Here is a 16,284-nt window from a genome sequence, read left to right as displayed (position 1 = left end):
TAACATAGCGCTAACACAAAAAGTGTGCAAATGTAACAAATCTGTTTGAAGATCCGGCAGTGGGTTGCTAGATTGACAAAATATTGCACACTTAACCATCAGATATGCCCTTTTCGTCAAATATTTCGAACAGCTGTTGAGGGGGAAAGATGGGCATTATTTTTGACAAGCCGTTGATCGGCGTAGTGATGTGTCAGACGCATCATCACGGGCATCCGGTTCAGTCGGTGCACAATAAATATCTTGATGCCGTCGTTACCGCCGGTGGCGTGCCGCTTGCGCTGCCTCATCAGCTTATGGCTGCCCCTCATCTATCAGAAAACGCTATGGCTGCGCTGGACGGAATTTTACTGACCGGCAGCCCCAGCAACCTTGAACCCTGGCTGTATGGTGAAGCAGGCGAAGAACCCGACGCGGATGTCGGACGGGACAGGCTGGCCTTTAATCTGATCACACACGCCGTGGGTAAGCAACTCCCGCTCTTTGGCATCTGCCGCGGCATGCAGGAGCTGGTGGTAGCCAACGGCGGCGCACTTTACCGTCATCTTAATCAGCATCCACAGTTTCAGCGCCATCACGACGATGACGCTGCCCCGCTGTCGCAACAGTACGCACCTGCCCATGATGTGAATATTGAACCCGGAGGGCTACTGGCCGCGCTGCTCGGCCCGGCGCCGTTAATCGTGAATTCCGTTCATCATCAGGGGATACGCGAAACCGGGCCACAGCTGCGCATTGAAGCCCGGGCGCCAGATGGCCTGATTGAGGCGGTCAGCCTCAGCCGGCATCCTTTTGCGTTGGCAGTACAGTGGCATCCCGAGTGGCAGTTGAAACCCGCAACGCCGTCCTTTGCGCTGTTTAACGGCTTTATTCAGGCCGCGCGTCATTATCAACGGGAAAAGCAGCAATGAATGATGCGAATCAGGCTCCCGGACGTCGGCTGTCGCAAATTCGCCAGGCGATGGGATTATCTCAACGGCGCGTCGCTGAACTGGCTGGCCTGACGCACAGTGCCATCAGCACCATTGAGCAGGACAAGGTCAGCCCGGCGGTCAGCACGCTACAAAAACTGTTGAAAGTTTATGGTCTGTCGCTGTCGGAATTTTTCTCCGAACCTCACAGCCAGGATGCGCCCAACGTGGTTGTCCGGCCCGAGGATCTGCTGGAGATCGGCAGCCGGGGCGTTTCACTGAAGCTGATTGATAACGGCACCCCAAAGCGCGCCCTGGGCATGCTGCTGGAGACCTATCTTCCCGGTGCCAGTACCGGGGAAAAACTGCACCACGCGGGCGAAGAAACCGGTACGCTGCTGGAAGGTCAGATCGTTCTGGAGATAAACGGCCAGCAATTTCACCTGTCTGCCGGTGAGAGTTACGTCATTGATACCGGCCTGCCGCACAGCTTTACCAACCTTGCCGATGTGCCCTGCCGCATCGTCAGTGCCCATACGCCCGCCAATTTTTGATGGGGGCCGTCTGCCAAGGAGCTAAATATGAATTATGTGGAAAATTACTACACCGCAACAATGAATCCACATGCGCCCTGGCCAGTATTACAGGAAAGCATTCAGTGTGACGTCTGCATTATCGGCGCGGGCTTTACTGGCCTGTCAGCCGGTTTGTTTTTAACCGAGGCGGGCTATGATGTGGTACTGCTTGAAGCCGCACGGGTCGGTTTTGGTGCCAGCGGTCGCAACGGCGGACAGGCAGTGAACTCCTACAGCCGGGATGTAGATGTGATTGAACAGCGTTATGGCAAAGACACCGCGAAAATGCTGGGCAGCATGATGTTTGAAGGCGGGGATATTATCCGCGATCGTATCGATCGTTATGCGATCGCCTGCGACTACCGCCCGGGTGGCATTTTTGCCGCCTTTAATTCTCGTCAGATGGCGCATCTGGCGAAACAAAAAGCGGCCTGGGCGCGCTATGGCAATCATGAGCTGGAACTGCTGGACGAACGGGGCATTCGGCGGGAAGTCGCGACAGAACGCTATGTCGGCGGATTACTCGACAAACGTGGTGCGCATCTGCATCCACTGAATCTGGCGCTGGGCGAAGCCGAAGCGATTCGTCGTCACGGCGGACGCATTTATGAGCATTCTGCTGCGTTAAGCGTTGACTATGGTGCGCCAAACCGGGTGAAAACAGCACAAGGTGAAGTGCGTGCCACTTTTCTGATCTTCGCGGGTAACGCCTATTTACCTTCGGAGCTGGAACCACGCCTGAGCCGGAAAAGCATGCCGTGCGGCTCGCAGATTATCGCGACCGAACCGCTGTCACGGGATCGGGCGCTTGCGCTGTTACCCAATAACTATTCGGTCGAGGACTGTAACTATCTGCTGGATTATTTCCGCCTGACCGCAGATAACCGCCTGCTATACGGCGGCGGCGTCGTTTACGGCGCGCGGGAACCTGGCGACGTGGAGAAAATGATCCGTCCCAAGATGCTGCGCACCTTTCCGCAGTTGCACAACGTAAAAATTGATTTCGCCTGGAGCGGCAATTTTTTGCTGACGCTGTCGCGCATGCCGCAGTTTGGTCGGCTGGAAAACAACGTTTATTTTATGCAGGGCGACAGCGGTCACGGCGTCACCTGTACTCACCTTTCCGGCAAGCTTATCAGCGAAGTGCTGCGCGGCGATGCGGAGCGCTTCGACGCCTTTGCGAAGCTTCCGCATCTGCCCTTCCCTGGCGGACGGCGGTTTAAAGTGCCACTGACGGCGATGGGCGCCGCATGGTATGCGCTGCGCGACAGGCTCGGCGTGTAAATACCGGGTTGCGCGTGCAGGGCAGCGCCAGCGTTATTCCAGCGGCATTTTTTGGGGATCGTCGTAGCGGTACTCAAAACCCAGCTCATGACAGATACGCGAACCGTCTATCAGCTTACCGCTGTCGTCACTCGCCTCGGCGGCGAAAGTCGGCGGCGTCATGCCGAGCTGGCGTGACACGCCGGGATAAAAGTGCGCGCGGGACGGATGTTTCAGAGAGCACAGGTTAAAGGTCCGGCCGCCCCTGGGCGTTTGCAGCAGCAGCATGATCGCTTCCACCACATCATCAAGGTGAACCAGATTGACCCCGTGGGAACCGTTGGGTAGCGCCTGCTTACCGGCCAAAAAACGTCCCGGATGACGCTTAGGCCCCACCAGCCCCGCCAGACGCAGAACATCCACGCTGGTACCGGGCAGATCGTGCAGCCAGTTTTCCAGATCCACCAGCGTTTTGCCCGCTGTGGTTTCCGGCTGCAGCAGGCTTTTTTCCGTTTTGATCCCCGAACTGCCGCCGTACACGGAGGTTGAGCTGGTGAAAATAATGCGCGGTACGCTATGGGCCAACGCCGTGTCTACCACGTTTTGTACCGCCTGAACGTAGGCGTCCCCGCCCTCTGCCGTGCGACTGGCGGGTAAGGTAACGACCAGGGCGTCAACGTCGAACAGCACATCCAGATCTTCAGCATCGCAGATAAGGTCGGGCGTCAGTTCCAGTTGAAACGCGTCTAACCCGCAGCGACGCGCCGCTTCAACGCCATCCGGCGTGGTTTTGCTGCCGGTCACCTGCCAGCCTCGGGCGCTCAACGCCATGGCTAACGGCATGCCCAGCCAACCCAGTCCTACTATTGCGACCTTTTTCATGTTGTCTCCTGCTGCAGACTCAAAGATTCTCCCATCTTAAGCTCCCCCTGAGTTGCAAACCAGTTCAAAGTGTTTCGGCGCTTTGCGAATATCAACATTAAAAAAGAGTTGCCAATTTCAACTATCTTCGTTAGGTTAATTCCACACAAATGAATAAGATTTCATTAATCGAGAATTTTATGACACGCGTTCAGTTCAACCATCATCACCACCATCACCCTGACTAGTCTTTCAGGCGATGTGTGCTGGAAGACGTCTAGGATCTTCCAGTGGTGCGAACGCAAGAGAACCCCCGGAAGATCGTCTTCCGGGGGTTTTTTTATGGGCTGACGCAAATCAATCATTCAGGACAGGTCAATCAAGGGGACAGGAACGATGTTAGACAATAGCCGTTTACGCATAGCTATGCAGAAATCAGGTCGATTAAGCGATGATTCACGCGAGCTCCTGGCGCGCTGTGGTATCAAAATTAATCTTCAGCAACAGCGTCTGATCGCCTTTGCGGAAAATATGCCTATTGATATCCTGCGGGTGCGCGATGACGATATTCCGGGACTGGTGATGGACGGCGTAGTGGATCTGGGCATTATCGGCGAGAACGTGCTGGAAGAAGAGATGCTGGACCGCCGCGCGCAGGGCGAAGACCCGCGTTACTTCACGCTACGTCGCCTGGATTTTGGCGGCTGCCGCCTGTCGCTGGCGATGCCGGTTGATGACGAATATACCGGCCCACAGTGCCTGAATAACGCCCGTATTGCCACCTCCTATCCTCACCTGTTAAAGCAGTACCTCGACAAGCAAGGCATCAATTTTAAATCCTGTTTATTAAACGGCTCGGTCGAAGTGGCCCCGCGTGCCGGTCTGGCCGACGCCATCTGTGATCTGGTGTCCACCGGCGCGACGCTGGAAGCGAACGGCCTGCGCGAAGTCGAAGTCATCTATCGCTCGAAAGCCGTGCTGATTCAGCGCGACGGCGAGATGCCAGCGGCCAAGCAGGAGCTGATTGATAAAATGATGACCCGTATTCAGGGCGTGATTAAAGCGCGCGAATCCAAATACATCATGCTGCACGCGCCGAGTGAGCGTCTGGAAGACGTGATCAGCCTGTTGCCTGGCGCCGAGCGCCCTACCGTTCTGCCGCTGGCCGGCGATGTCAGCCGCGTGGCGATGCACATGGTAAGCAGTGAAACGCTGTTCTGGGAAACCATGGAAAAACTCAAAGCGCTGGGTGCCAGTTCAATTCTGGTGTTGCCAATCGAAAAAATGCTGGAGTAAACGATGAGCAGAATCATGACGCCCGTGAACTGGGAAGCCTGCAGCAGCGAGGCGCAGCAGGCGCTGTTGGCACGCCCTGCGCTCGCCTCGTCTGACAGCATCAGCCAGATCGTGCGCGATGTGTTGGTCAGAGTGAAAGAGGAAGGCGATGCGGCTTTACGAGAATTCAGCGCGCGCTTTGACAAGGTTGAAACAGACGACCTGCGCGTTACGCCACAGCAGATGCAGGCGGCCAGCGATCGCCTTGGTGACGAGCTGAAACAGGCGATGGCCGTGGCCATTGGCAATATTGAAACCTTTCACCGTGCGCAGATCCTGCCGCCGGTGGATGTGGAAACGCAGCCCGGCGTGCGCTGTCAGCAAATTACGCGCCCGATGAAATCGGTGGGCTTGTATATTCCGGGCGGTTCTGCCCCGCTGTTTTCTACCGTTCTGATGCTGGCTACCCCGGCGCGGATTGCGGGCTGTGGTCGCGTGGTGCTGTGCTCGCCCCCGCCGATTGCTGATGAAATTCTCTACGCGGCCAAACTTTGCGGTGTGGAAGAAGTGTTCCAGGTGGGTGGATCACAGGCGATTGCCGCCCTGGCTTTTGGCACCGAAAGCATCCCTAAGGTAGATAAAATTTTTGGTCCGGGCAACGCGTGGGTTACCGAAGCCAAACGTCAGGTCAGCCAGCGCCTTGATGGCGCGGCGATTGATATGCCCGCAGGCCCGTCGGAAGTGCTGGTGATTGCCGATGAAGGTGCCACACCGGCCTTCGTTGCCTCTGATCTGCTGTCGCAGGCGGAACACGGCCCTGACTCGCAGGTGATTTTACTGACGCCTTCGCTGGCGCTGGCCGAGCGCGTCGCCGAGGCGGTGGAGGATCAGCTGGCCCAGTTGCCACGTGCGGCGACAGCCCGCCAGGCACTGGAAAGCAGCCGCCTGATCGTCGCCCGGGATATGCAGCAATGCATTGCGATCTCCAACCGCTATGGTCCGGAGCACCTGATTCTGCAAACCCGCACGCCACGGGATCTGGTGGAACTGATTACCAGCGCCGGTTCGGTTTTCCTGGGCGACTGGTCACCGGAATCCGCAGGAGATTATGCTTCGGGCACCAACCACGTGCTGCCGACCTACGGCTATACCGCGACCTGCTCCAGCCTGGGCCTGGCCGACTTTCAGAAACGCATGACGGTACAGGAGCTGACGCCGCAGGGCTTCCTGAACCTGGCGGCGACCATCGAAACCCTGGCGGCCGCTGAACAGCTGCACGCCCACAAGAATGCCGTCACGTTGCGCGTTGCCGCACTCAAGGAGCAAGCATGAGTCAGGAAATTGAACAGCTGGCACGCGCCAACGTGCGTGCGCTGACGCCCTATCAGTCAGCTCGCCGCCTGGGGGGCAATGGCGATGTCTGGCTGAATGCCAACGAATTCCCGCTGCCGGTGCCCTTCGAGCTGTCGCAGCAAACCCTGAATCGCTACCCGGAGTGCCAGCCGAAACAGGTTATCACCCGCTATGCGGCCTATGCCGGGCTTACGCCAGAGCAGGTACTGGTCAGCCGTGGCGCAGATGAAGGCATTGAGCTGCTGATGCGTGCCTTCTGCGAGCCGGGCAAAGATGCCATTCTTTTCTGCCCGCCGACCTACGGCATGTACAGCGTCAGTGCCGAAACCATCGGCATTGAATACCGTACCGTTCCGGCGCGGGAAGACTGGCAGTTAAACCTGCCCGCCATCGCCGAACAGCTGGACGGCGTGAAAGTCGTCTATATGTGCAGCCCGAATAATCCCACCGGTAACCTGATCGATCAGGACGCTATCCGTCAGCTGCTGGCTATGACCGCCGGAAAAGCGCTGGTGGTGGCGGATGAAGCCTATATTGAATTCTGTCCCGAGGCGACGCTGGCGGGCTGGTTAAAGGATTACCCGCACCTGGTGATCCTGCGTACGTTATCAAAAGCCTTCGCGCTGGCGGGCCTGCGCTGTGGCTTTACGCTGGCCAATAAGACGGTTATCGATCTGCTGATGAAAGTTATTGCGCCCTATCCGCTTGCCACCCCGGTCGCCGACGTGGCAGGCCAGGCACTGAGCGAAGAAGGCATTGCCCTGATGCGTCAGCACGTAGCCGAGCTGAATGCCAATCGCAGCTGGCTGTTTGAGCAGTTACCGCGGATTCGCGCGGTCGAGCAGGTATTTCCCAGCGAAACCAACTATATTTTGGTGCGCTTTACTGACTCGCCCAGGGTATTTAAAACCTTGTGGGATCAGGGCATTATTTTGCGTGACCAAAACAAGAACCCCGGCCTTGCAGGCTGTCTGCGTATCTCTGTAGGAACCCGAACAGAGTGCGAGCGCCTGATCGCCGCGCTGCAAGCCTTATCTCTGGAGTAAGCATGAGTCAGAAGACCCTTTTTATTGACCGCGACGGCACGATTATCTCTGAACCTCCGCAGGATTTTCAGGTAGATCGGATGGATAAGCTGGCGTTCGAACTTGATGTTGTCCCCGCCTTACTGGCATTACAGGACGCGGGCTATCAGCTGGTCATGATCACCAATCAGGACGGCCTGGGCACGGACAGTTTTCCTCAGGCCGATTTTGATGGCCCGCATAATCTGATGATGCAGATTCTGGCTTCCCAGGGCATTCGCTTTAGCGATATTTTGATCTGTCCCCATAAGCCAGAAGATGACTGCGACTGCCGCAAGCCAAAAACCAAAATGGTGGAAGCCTGGCTGGCAGAGGGCGCTCTCGACACGGCTCAGAGCTATGTGATTGGCGACCGTCAGACCGATATTCAGCTGGCCGAGAATATGGGCATTCAGGGTATTCGCTATGGTGCAGAAGGTCAGGACTGGAAGGCCATTCAGCAGCAGCTGACGCAACGCGATCGTTACGCACTGGTGCAGCGCAACACCAAAGAAACCCAGGTTCGCGTTGAACTGTGGCTGGATCGCGAAGGCGGCAGCAAGATTAACACCGGTGTGGGCTTCTTTGACCACATGCTGGATCAGATTGCGGTGCACGGCGGCTTTCGTATGAATATCGAAGTGAAAGGCGATCTGTATATCGACGACCACCACACGGTTGAAGATACCGGTCTGGCGCTGGGCGAGGCATTGCTGAAAGCCCTTGGCGACAAGCGCGGCATTGGCCGTTTTGGTTTTGTGCTGCCAATGGACGAGTGCCTGGCGCGCTGCGCGCTGGATATCTCTGGTCGTCCACATATCGAATTCAAAGCCGAATTCAGCTACCAGCGCGTGGGCGATCTCAGCACGGAGATGGTGGAACATTTCTTCAGTTCGCTGTCCTACGCCATGATGAGTACCCTGCATCTCAAGACGAAAGGTAAAAACGACCATCACCGCGTAGAGAGCTTGTTTAAAGCCTTTGGCCGCACGCTGCGCCAGGCCATTCGCGTTGAGGGAAATACCCTGCCGAGCTCGAAAGGAGTGCTCTGATGAACGTGGTGATCCTGGATACGGGCTGTGCCAACCTGTCGTCGGTAAAATGGGCTGTTGAGCGTCTGGGCTACGCGCCGGAAGTCAGCCGTCATCCTGACGTGGTGCTGCGCGCCGATAAGCTGTTTTTGCCGGGCGTGGGAACCGCGCAGGCCGCGATGAACCAGCTGCTGGAGCGCGAGCTGATTGAGCTGGTCAAGGCCTGTACGCAACCGGTATTGGGTATTTGTCTGGGTATGCAACTGCTGGGCAGCCACAGTGAAGAGAACGGTGGCGTGCCGACGCTGGGCATTATCGACCATCCTGTCTCGCTGATGGATACACAGGGATTACCGCTTCCCCACATGGGCTGGAACCAGATTACCGCTCAGGCGGGCAATCATCTGTTTCGCGGCATTGACGAAGGCAGCTATTTCTATTTCGTCCACAGCTATGCCATGCCGGTGAATGCCAGCACGATTGCCCAGTGCCACTATGGCCAGGCCTTTACCGCCGCAGTGCAGAAAGATAACTTCTTTGGCGTGCAGTTCCACCCGGAACGCTCTGGCAAAGTGGGCGCACAGTTGCTGAAAAACTTCCTGGAGATGTGATGATTATCCCCGCTTTAGATTTAATCGATGGCAAGGTCGTGCGCCTCCATCAGGGTGATTATGCGCAACAGCGTGATTACGGCAGCGATCCGCTGCCCCGGTTGCAGGACTACGCCGGCCAGGGGGCAACGGTATTGCACCTTGTTGATCTGACCGGTGCCAAAGATCCGGCTAAACGCCAGATTGCCTTACTGAAGAAGTTGCTCAACGGCGTTGAGGCGGTCGTGCAGGTTGGCGGCGGTATCCGTAACCGGGATGACGTAAAAGCGTTGCTGGATGCCGGTGCCAGCCGGGTGGTGGTCGGTTCGACCGCCGTCAAACAGCCTGAGGAAGTCAAAGCCTGGTTTAACGAATTTGGCCCGGACGCCATCGTGCTGGCGCTGGACGTCCGCATTGATGCGGCGAACCGCAAAGAGGTCGCCATCAGCGGCTGGCAGGAAGCGTCCGGTATCACGCTGGAAGAGGTCATCGAACAGTTTCAGCCCGTTGGCCTGAAGCATGTTCTGTGCACAGATATTTCCCGTGACGGTACGCTCAGCGGTTCTAACGTCGACCTGTATAAAGAAGTGACCGCACGTTTTCCGCAGATCGCGTTTCAGTCTTCGGGCGGTATTGGTGAACTCAGTGATATTGCCGCCTTACGCGGTAGCGGCGTTCAGGGCGTGATTGTCGGACGTGCGCTGCTGGAAGGTAAATTTACAGTTTCGGAGGCAATAGCATGCTGGCAAAACGGATAATTCCCTGTCTTGATGTACGCGACGGTCAGGTGGTTAAGGGCGTTCAGTTTCGCAACCATGAAATTATTGGCGACATCGTGCCGCTGGCGCAGCGCTATGCGGAGGAAGGTGCCGATGAACTGGTGTTTTATGATATCACCGCCTCTTCGGACGACCGCGTCGTAGACAAAAGCTGGGTTTCACGCGTGGCGGAGGTTATCGACATTCCTTTCTGTGTGGCCGGCGGCATTAAAACCCCGGAAGATGCGGCCCGGATTCTGGAGTTTGGCGCGGATAAAATCTCCATTAACTCCCCTGCTCTGGCCGATCCTTCGTTGATTACCCGCCTGGCTGACCGCTTTGGCGTGCAGTGCATTGTGGTGGGCATTGATACCTGGTTCGATGATGCCAGCGGTAAATATCACGTTAACCAGTATACGGGCGATGAATCCCGGACGCGCGTCACCCAATGGGAAACGCTGGACTGGGTACAGGAAGTGCAAAAGCTGGGCGCAGGCGAAATTGTCCTGAATATGATGAATCAGGACGGCGTACGCAACGGCTATGACCTGGTGCAGCTCAAGAAAGTCCGTGACGTGTGCAAGGTGCCGCTGATTGCTTCTGGCGGAGCCGGTACCATGGCCCACTTCCTTGAGGCCTTTGAGCAGGCCAACGTTGACGGTGCCCTTGCGGCCTCGGTGTTTCACAAACAGATTATTAATATCGGCGAGCTGAAACGCTTTCTGATCGACAACGGTGTGGAGATTCGCGCGTGTTAACTGAACAACAGCTGTCCCGGTTAGACTGGGAAAAGACCCAAGGCATGATGCCGGTTATCGTCCAGCACAACGTGTCGGGTGAAGTTCTGATGCACGGTTATATGAATCAGGATGCGCTGAATAAAACCCTGCAGGACGGTAACGTGACGTTTTTCTCACGCACCAAAAACCGCTTGTGGACCAAGGGGGAAACCTCAGGCCACTTTTTGCAGGTCGTCAGCATCACGCCGGACTGCGACAACGACACGTTGCTGGTGCTGGCGAACCCGATTGGCCCAACCTGCCACTTAGGCACCTCCAGCTGCTTCTCGCCAGCTGCACCGGACTGGACGTTCCTTTATCAGCTGGAACAACTGCTGGCCTCGCGCAAAAGTGCCGATCCGGACAGCTCTTACACCGCGAAACTCTATGCCAGCGGCACCAAGCGCATCGCGCAGAAAGTTGGTGAAGAAGGCGTTGAAACCGCACTGGCGGCGACGGTGAACGATCGCGAAGAGCTGACTAACGAAGCCTCGGATCTGATCTATCATCTGCTGGTTCTGCTACAGGACCAGGATTTAGATCTCAGCACGATCATCAGTAATCTGCGCGCCCGTCATAAGTAACTGACTGCGTCACGGCTGCTCGAATGTCTACCGAGCAGCCTTTCCTGCCGCATTGACTCCCGAAGGATGCCTCATGACCACACATGAAAAACTTATCACCCTGCTCAACCAACATCATGCGCGTTACCGCCTGATGCAGCACGAAGCGACCGGCAAATGTGAAGCCGTCGCAACGATTCGCGGCACGGAAATCGGTCAGGGTGCAAAGGCGTTGGTGTGCCATGTGAAAGGCAATGGGATCAAACAGCATGTTCTGGCGGTACTGCCCGCCGACCAGCAGGCCGATCTCAGTAAAGTGGCCTTAGCGGTGGGAGGACGTCGGGCATCCCTTGCCTCGCCTGCGGAGGTCGATGCGCTGACGGGCTGTGTATTTGGTGCGATTCCCCCATTCAGCTTTCATCCCGAATTAAAGGTGGTGGTCGATCCGCTGCTGTTTGAACGTTACGATGAGATTGCGTTTAATGCGGGCGTGCTGGACCACTCAGTGATCCTGAACATCCAGGATTACCGTGCACTTTGTGGGGCTAACACTGTGAAAATCACCCTCTAATTGCCATCACCCCGGTCGAAAGGTACTCTGCGTGATACAACATTACGACAACAGAAGATCTGAACTATGGCAACGAAAACCCTCAAAATTCGCCTGCGCGCTGCGCTGGCACTGGCCGTGCTTGCTGGTTGCGCATTCGGCGCACAGGCAAAAATCGAACAGGTCCGCTTCGCCGTCGATCCCACCTATCCGCCTTTCGAATCAAAAACCCCGCAGGGCAAACTGGTAGGGTTCGATATCGACTTAGGCAACGCCCTGTGTGCACAAATGCAGGCGAAGTGCGTGTGGGTGGAAAGTCAGTTCGACGGCATGATCCCGGCACTTAAAGCCCGTAAATTCGATGCCATCCTGTCTGACATGGGCATTACAGAAGAGCGTTTGAAGCAAATCGACTTTACCCAGCCGCTTTACGATACCCATGCTCAGCTTATCGCACGCAAAGGGTCTGGCCTGTTACCGACGCCAGAGTCGCTGAAAGGGAAAACGGTGGGCGTTGAACAGGGCACGGTGCAGGAACGTTATGCCCGCGCAAAATGGCAGCCGCATGGCGTGACTGTGGTGCCTTACGGCGATCAGGCTCAGGTGGAAAGCGATTTAGTGGCCGGACGCCTTGACGCGGTCTTTACCGACGCGGCGCAGGCCGCCAATGGTTTTCTGAAACAGCCGCAGGGCAAAGATTTTGCGCTGGCAGGCCCGATTGTTCAGGATCCGATTATTGGACCGGGCACGGCGATTGGTCTGCGTAAAGGGGATGCCGAGCTGAAGACCGCGCTGGATACAGCCTTTGATGAAATTAAGAAAAATGGCACCTTTGATAAGATTCAGAAGCGCTATTTCTCAACCGATATTTCGATTCAGAAGTAACGTCACGGTGGGCTTTTTCGCTCTCCTGCCTGTGCAGGGCTATACTCAATGACTTTATGGGCGGCCCTTGTCGCCCTGAACCGACAAAAGGACATTAACACGGTATGTACCAACAACATCACCCCTTGTTAAGCGCCTCTCTCGGCACCCAGCGTGAAATTATCAGTTTTCATTTTGGCGATGACGCTACGCGACAGGTTTATATCCAGGCTGCCTTACATGGCGATGAAATACCTGGCATGGCGGTTGCGTGGTACCTGAAACAACGTCTGCAAACGCTGGAGTCAGCCGGACGGTTAAAAGCCTCTTTCACCCTGATCCCGGTTTCAAATCCTCTTGCGCTAGGCCAGCACTGGCATGGCACCCATTTGGGACGCTTCCATACGCAGACTGGACAAGACTTTAACCGTAAGTTTCCATCACTCGGCACCACGCTGGCTAACGATCTGGCTGGCGTACTGACGCCAAACGAAACCCAAAACAAGCGACTGATTCGTGATGCAATCGATCGCTACTACCGCGATACCGTACCGAAAACGGAGCTGGAAGCGCAGCGGTTCACGCTCATGCGCATGGCGAGCCAGGCGGATTTAATGATCGATCTACACTGCGACTGGGAAGCCCTGCCGCACCTCTATACCACACCGCACGCATGGCCTGCGGTCGAACCGCTGGCACGCTGGTTAGGTAGTGAAGTTCAGCTGCTGGCACAAGTTTCCGGCGGGGAGCCATTTGATGAAGCCTGTTGTGAGCCCTGGCTGACGCTGGCAGAACGTTTTGCCGAACAGTTCCCCATGCCGCAGGGTTTATTACCCGTAACCCTTGAACTCCGTGGCGTACGCGACGTGTCGCCAGAGCAGGCGGAACAGGATGCCGATGCGATTATCAGCGCGCTACAGGAATCGGGCTATATTACCGCCGATGAGGCGGCCGTTTCTGTCGAGGTCGCGGCACCGGTGATTGGCGGCGATGAGCTGGTATCCGTCGCCAGCGGAGGCGAAGATTTAGTCGGCGTTGATGAGAGCGGTACAGGACTCGGGGCTCCGGGTCTTGCTCAGGCTGCCGATGAAAGCAGGATTATTAAGCAGCGTCACACCGAGGGTACGTCAGCATCATCACCTGCGCTGAAAAATCCGCCCACCCCGCTTGCCGGTTGCGAATACGTTCACTCGCCCGTCTCGGGACTGATTCTGCATCGTAAACCGCTGGGCGCCCTTATCAGGCCGGGTGAAGTGGTCGCGGAGATTGTCGATCCGGTAACGGACCATATCACGCCACTGGTGGCGGAGTTCGGTGGGATACTTTACGCCCGTCACTGGGCCAGATTTGCCACGGCAGGGATGTTGGTGTTGAGGCTGGCGGGAGAGAAGTCGGTGCGGAGTGGGGATTTGTTGGTGGGGTAAAAAAAGGCTTCCCGAGGGAAGCCTTATAGCGCTTTGATGTCAGATGATCAATCTAACCACTCAGTGTGGAACACACCGTCTTTATCAATACGCTTATAGGTGTGGGCACCAAAATAGTCACGTTGTGCCTGGATCAGATTAGCGGGCAGCACTTCTGAACGGTAGCTATCGTAGTACGCAATGGCTGCTGAGAACGTCGGCGTTGGGATACCGTTCTGTACGGCATAAGCAACCACATCACGCAGCGCCTGTTGATACTGGTCAGCAATATCTTTGAAGTAAGGTGCCAGCAGCAGGTTAGCAATGCCTGCATTCTCAGCATAAGCATCTGTAATTTTCTGCAGAAATTGCGCACGGATAATACAGCCAGCACGGAAAATCTTCGCGATTTCACCATACTGCAGATCCCAGTTGTTCTCGTCTGATGCGGCACGCAGCTGTGAGAAGCCCTGTGCGTAAGAAACAATTTTACCCAGGTACAGCGCACGACGTACTTTTTCAATAAATTCTGCTTTATCGCCGCTAACGGCTTTTGCTTGGGGACCGCTCAGAACTTTTGAAGCCGCTACACGCTGAGTCTTGAGTGAAGACAGATAGCGCGCAAATACAGATTCGGTAATCAGTGACAGTGGCTCACCGAGATCCAGAGAACTCTGGCTGGTCCATTTCCCTGTACCTTTATTGGCCGCTTCATCAAGAATAACATCAACCAGGTAGTGACCCTCTTCATCTTTCTTAGTAAAGATGTCCTTGGTGATATCGATCAGATAACTACTCAGTTCACCGTTGTTCCACTCGGTAAAGGTTTCAGCCAGTTCTTCGTTATTCAGACCGAGCGCACCTTTCAGCAGAGCATAAGCTTCAGCGATAAGCTGCATGTCACCGTATTCGATACCGTTGTGAACCATCTTCACATAGTGACCCGCACCGTCCGGCCCGATATAGGAAACACAAGCTTCACCATCTTCAGCACGAGCAGCAATCTTATCAAGAATAGGGGCAACCAGCTCGTACGCTTCTTTCTGACCGCCGGGCATGATAGATGGACCTTTCAGAGCGCCCTCCTCGCCACCGGAAACGCCGGTGCCGATAAAGTTAAAGCCCTGATCAGAAAGTTCTTTGTTGCGACGAATGGTATCTTTGTAGAAGGTATTACCACCATCAATCAGGATATCGCCTTTATCAAGATGCGGGGTGAGTGAGGCGATAGTCTTGTCAGTCGCTTCACCTGCTTGCACCATCAGCAGAATGCGGCGTGGTTTTTCCAGCGAATCAACAAACTCTTCAACGGTATAGAACGGCGCAAGCTTCTTGCCTTGGTTCTCAGCGATGACTTCATCGGTCTTCTCGCGCGAGCGGTTGAAGACAGAAACGGTGTAACCGCGGCTCTCGATGTTAAGAGCCAGGTTGCGGCCCATCACTGCCATACCTACGACGCCGATCTGTTGCTTGGACATTTTTTACTCCTGTCTGAAGATCAATCTACAAGTGTTCTTATGATCAGTTAAGATAGAGACATGATACTAATAACAGACCATCCGTGGAAGTTAATTAAAGGAAATGATAAATTAAAGTGAGGAATATGTAATATCTGGTCAATTAAACTGATTAAGGCATTTTTTGTTCAATCTCACTCTGGCTATATCATTCCACCATCCCCACTTATTAAAATATTTACAAGCTGAAACGATATGATAAAAAAGAAATTTATATTTTATGTAAGATCTCCGTTGGGCTTCATGGTAAACAATAGACAGTGGACAGTAGACTACTTTTAAATCTGAATCACACAAGCGCCGCGACAAATCAACATCTTCAAAATAGAGAAAAAATCTTTCATCAAAACCACCGGAATACTGAACAGCAGCGTCACTTAATATCATACAACAACCCGAGAATGACGGTGCAAAAAAAGGCTTATCGTAATCGGCTTGGTGTAATTCATATTGTTGATTAAGTTCACCACCGTTACCCTTTAAAAAGCGCCTAATAAAAAGTTGAACAGGATTAGGTAACAATTTGCAGGCATATTGAAGCGTGCCGTCAGGATAGACTACTTTAGGGATTGAAAAATCTATTTTGTTTTTTGAACAATAACTATAAAGCTTTGAAATTTCATTTTTTGGAAAAGATATATCCGGATTACAGATAAGAAAATAATCTGCAAAACCAGCATATTTTGACAAAACAGCATTATGACCCGCACCAAAACCGCGATTATGACGATTTTTAATTAGCTCGACTTTCGGATTTATTAATTCTGACAGCCAGACGCAATGACCACCATTATCGACAAGAACGATCTTATCAATACTCTCATCAGCGATTAGAGAATCTAGGGTGCTTTTAATATCATTATAATGATGTTTATAAAGAACAACAGAAGCTATAATTTTCACTATTCACCATCACAAACCCAAATG

At 54.6% G+C, this 16,284-nt stretch carries 18 protein-coding genes and 1 other annotated feature; of the genes, 15 read left to right on the top strand and 3 right to left on the bottom strand.

Going from position 1 to position 16,284, the window contains the following annotated elements:
* The first annotated feature begins 149 nt into the window (after positions 1-149).
* The 3 genes from puuD to NXS97_RS21090 are packed head-to-tail and all read left to right on the top strand — an operon-like array spanning position 150 to position 2,770.
* Complete coding sequence (gene puuD, locus NXS97_RS21100) at positions 150-911, top strand: gamma-glutamyl-gamma-aminobutyrate hydrolase (RefSeq protein WP_013026342.1); 762 nt, start codon at positions 150-152, stop codon at positions 909-911.
* Complete coding sequence (gene puuR, locus NXS97_RS21095) at positions 908-1,465, top strand: HTH-type transcriptional regulator PuuR (RefSeq protein ID WP_013026343.1); 558 nt, start codon at positions 908-910, stop codon at positions 1,463-1,465. The genes puuD and puuR overlap by 4 nt, the downstream gene beginning before the upstream one ends.
* Positions 1,466-1,492: 27 nt before the next feature.
* Positions 1,493-2,770, top strand: coding sequence for an FAD-binding oxidoreductase (locus NXS97_RS21090; RefSeq protein ID WP_013026344.1), 1,278 nt, complete (start codon positions 1,493-1,495; stop codon positions 2,768-2,770).
* A 33-nt stretch (positions 2,771-2,803) separates the two neighbouring features.
* On the opposite strand, the gene NXS97_RS21085 is transcribed toward NXS97_RS21090, so the two are convergent.
* Entirely contained in the window at positions 2,804-3,631 is an 828-nt protein-coding gene (locus tag NXS97_RS21085) for an SDR family oxidoreductase (RefSeq protein ID WP_013026345.1), read from the bottom strand.
* 179 nt (positions 3,632-3,810) lie between these two features.
* Between NXS97_RS21085 and hisL the strand changes: the two genes are divergently transcribed.
* From hisL to NXS97_RS21025, 12 genes are all read left to right on the top strand, one after another.
* Positions 3,811-3,858, top strand: coding sequence for a his operon leader peptide (gene hisL, locus NXS97_RS21080; protein ID WP_100396937.1), 48 nt, complete (start codon positions 3,811-3,813; stop codon positions 3,856-3,858).
* Positions 3,834-3,954, top strand: a sequence feature (His leader region). It overlaps the preceding gene by 25 nt.
* Positions 3,955-4,006: 52 nt before the next feature.
* Positions 4,007-4,906 carry an ATP phosphoribosyltransferase gene (gene hisG / locus NXS97_RS21075; RefSeq protein ID WP_013026346.1) on the top strand — a complete coding sequence of 300 codons (900 nt, stop codon included), beginning with the start codon at positions 4,007-4,009 and terminating at the stop codon, positions 4,904-4,906.
* Between the two features lie 3 nt (positions 4,907-4,909).
* Positions 4,910-6,217: a histidinol dehydrogenase gene (gene hisD / locus NXS97_RS21070; RefSeq protein WP_116219915.1), complete on the top strand. Its 1,308-nt coding sequence runs from the start codon at positions 4,910-4,912 to the stop codon at positions 6,215-6,217.
* On the top strand, positions 6,214-7,284 hold the full coding sequence (gene hisC / locus NXS97_RS21065) for a histidinol-phosphate transaminase (RefSeq protein ID WP_013026348.1): 1,071 nt from the start codon (positions 6,214-6,216) through the stop codon (positions 7,282-7,284). The genes hisD and hisC overlap by 4 nt, the downstream gene beginning before the upstream one ends.
* A gap of 2 nt (positions 7,285-7,286) precedes the next feature.
* Positions 7,287-8,354, top strand: coding sequence for a bifunctional histidinol-phosphatase/imidazoleglycerol-phosphate dehydratase HisB (hisB, locus tag NXS97_RS21060; RefSeq protein ID WP_116219914.1), 1,068 nt, complete (start codon positions 7,287-7,289; stop codon positions 8,352-8,354).
* Positions 8,354-8,944, top strand: a complete 591-nt coding sequence (gene hisH, locus NXS97_RS21055; RefSeq protein WP_013026351.1) for an imidazole glycerol phosphate synthase subunit HisH — start codon at positions 8,354-8,356, stop codon at positions 8,942-8,944. Before hisB ends, hisH begins: the two co-directional genes overlap by 1 nt.
* Positions 8,944-9,681, top strand: a complete 738-nt coding sequence (hisA, locus tag NXS97_RS21050; RefSeq protein WP_014594060.1) for a 1-(5-phosphoribosyl)-5-[(5-phosphoribosylamino)methylideneamino]imidazole-4-carboxamide isomerase — start codon at positions 8,944-8,946, stop codon at positions 9,679-9,681. The genes hisH and hisA overlap by 1 nt, the downstream gene beginning before the upstream one ends.
* A complete protein-coding gene (gene hisF / locus NXS97_RS21045) occupies positions 9,663-10,439 on the top strand; it encodes an imidazole glycerol phosphate synthase subunit HisF (RefSeq protein WP_013026353.1) in 777 nt (258 codons plus the stop codon). Before hisA ends, hisF begins: the two co-directional genes overlap by 19 nt.
* The gene (hisIE, locus tag NXS97_RS21040; RefSeq protein WP_013026354.1) at positions 10,433-11,044 is read left to right on the top strand and encodes a bifunctional phosphoribosyl-AMP cyclohydrolase/phosphoribosyl-ATP diphosphatase HisIE; all 612 of its coding nucleotides are present in this window, start codon (positions 10,433-10,435) and stop codon (positions 11,042-11,044) included. Before hisF ends, hisIE begins: the two co-directional genes overlap by 7 nt.
* 73 nt (positions 11,045-11,117) lie before the next feature.
* Positions 11,118-11,594, top strand: a complete 477-nt coding sequence (locus NXS97_RS21035; RefSeq protein WP_104933481.1) for a YbaK/prolyl-tRNA synthetase associated domain-containing protein — start codon at positions 11,118-11,120, stop codon at positions 11,592-11,594.
* A 66-nt stretch (positions 11,595-11,660) separates the two neighbouring features.
* A complete protein-coding gene (locus NXS97_RS21030) occupies positions 11,661-12,458 on the top strand; it encodes an ABC transporter substrate-binding protein (protein WP_014605468.1) in 798 nt (265 codons plus the stop codon).
* A gap of 104 nt (positions 12,459-12,562) precedes the next feature.
* Positions 12,563-13,861, top strand: a complete 1,299-nt coding sequence (locus NXS97_RS21025) for a succinylglutamate desuccinylase/aspartoacylase family protein (protein ID WP_110286619.1) — start codon at positions 12,563-12,565, stop codon at positions 13,859-13,861.
* Positions 13,862-13,908: 47 nt separating this feature from the next.
* On the opposite strand, the gene gndA is transcribed toward NXS97_RS21025, so the two are convergent.
* A complete protein-coding gene (gene gndA / locus NXS97_RS21020; protein ID WP_019106514.1) occupies positions 13,909-15,318 on the bottom strand; it encodes an NADP-dependent phosphogluconate dehydrogenase in 1,410 nt (469 codons plus the stop codon).
* Between the two features lie 138 nt (positions 15,319-15,456).
* Positions 15,457-16,260 carry a glycosyltransferase gene (locus tag NXS97_RS21015; protein WP_071988934.1) on the bottom strand — a complete coding sequence of 268 codons (804 nt, stop codon included), beginning with the start codon at positions 16,258-16,260 and terminating at the stop codon, positions 15,457-15,459.
* Positions 16,261-16,284: the final 24 nt, after the last annotated feature.

This window comes from Pantoea sp. B623 (assembly GCF_024814475.1).
Taxonomy (GTDB): Bacteria; Pseudomonadota; Gammaproteobacteria; order Enterobacterales; family Enterobacteriaceae; genus Pantoea; species Pantoea ananatis.
The sequence above is the reverse complement of the archived record's forward strand: the minus strand, read 5'-3'. Positions and strand labels throughout refer to the sequence as shown.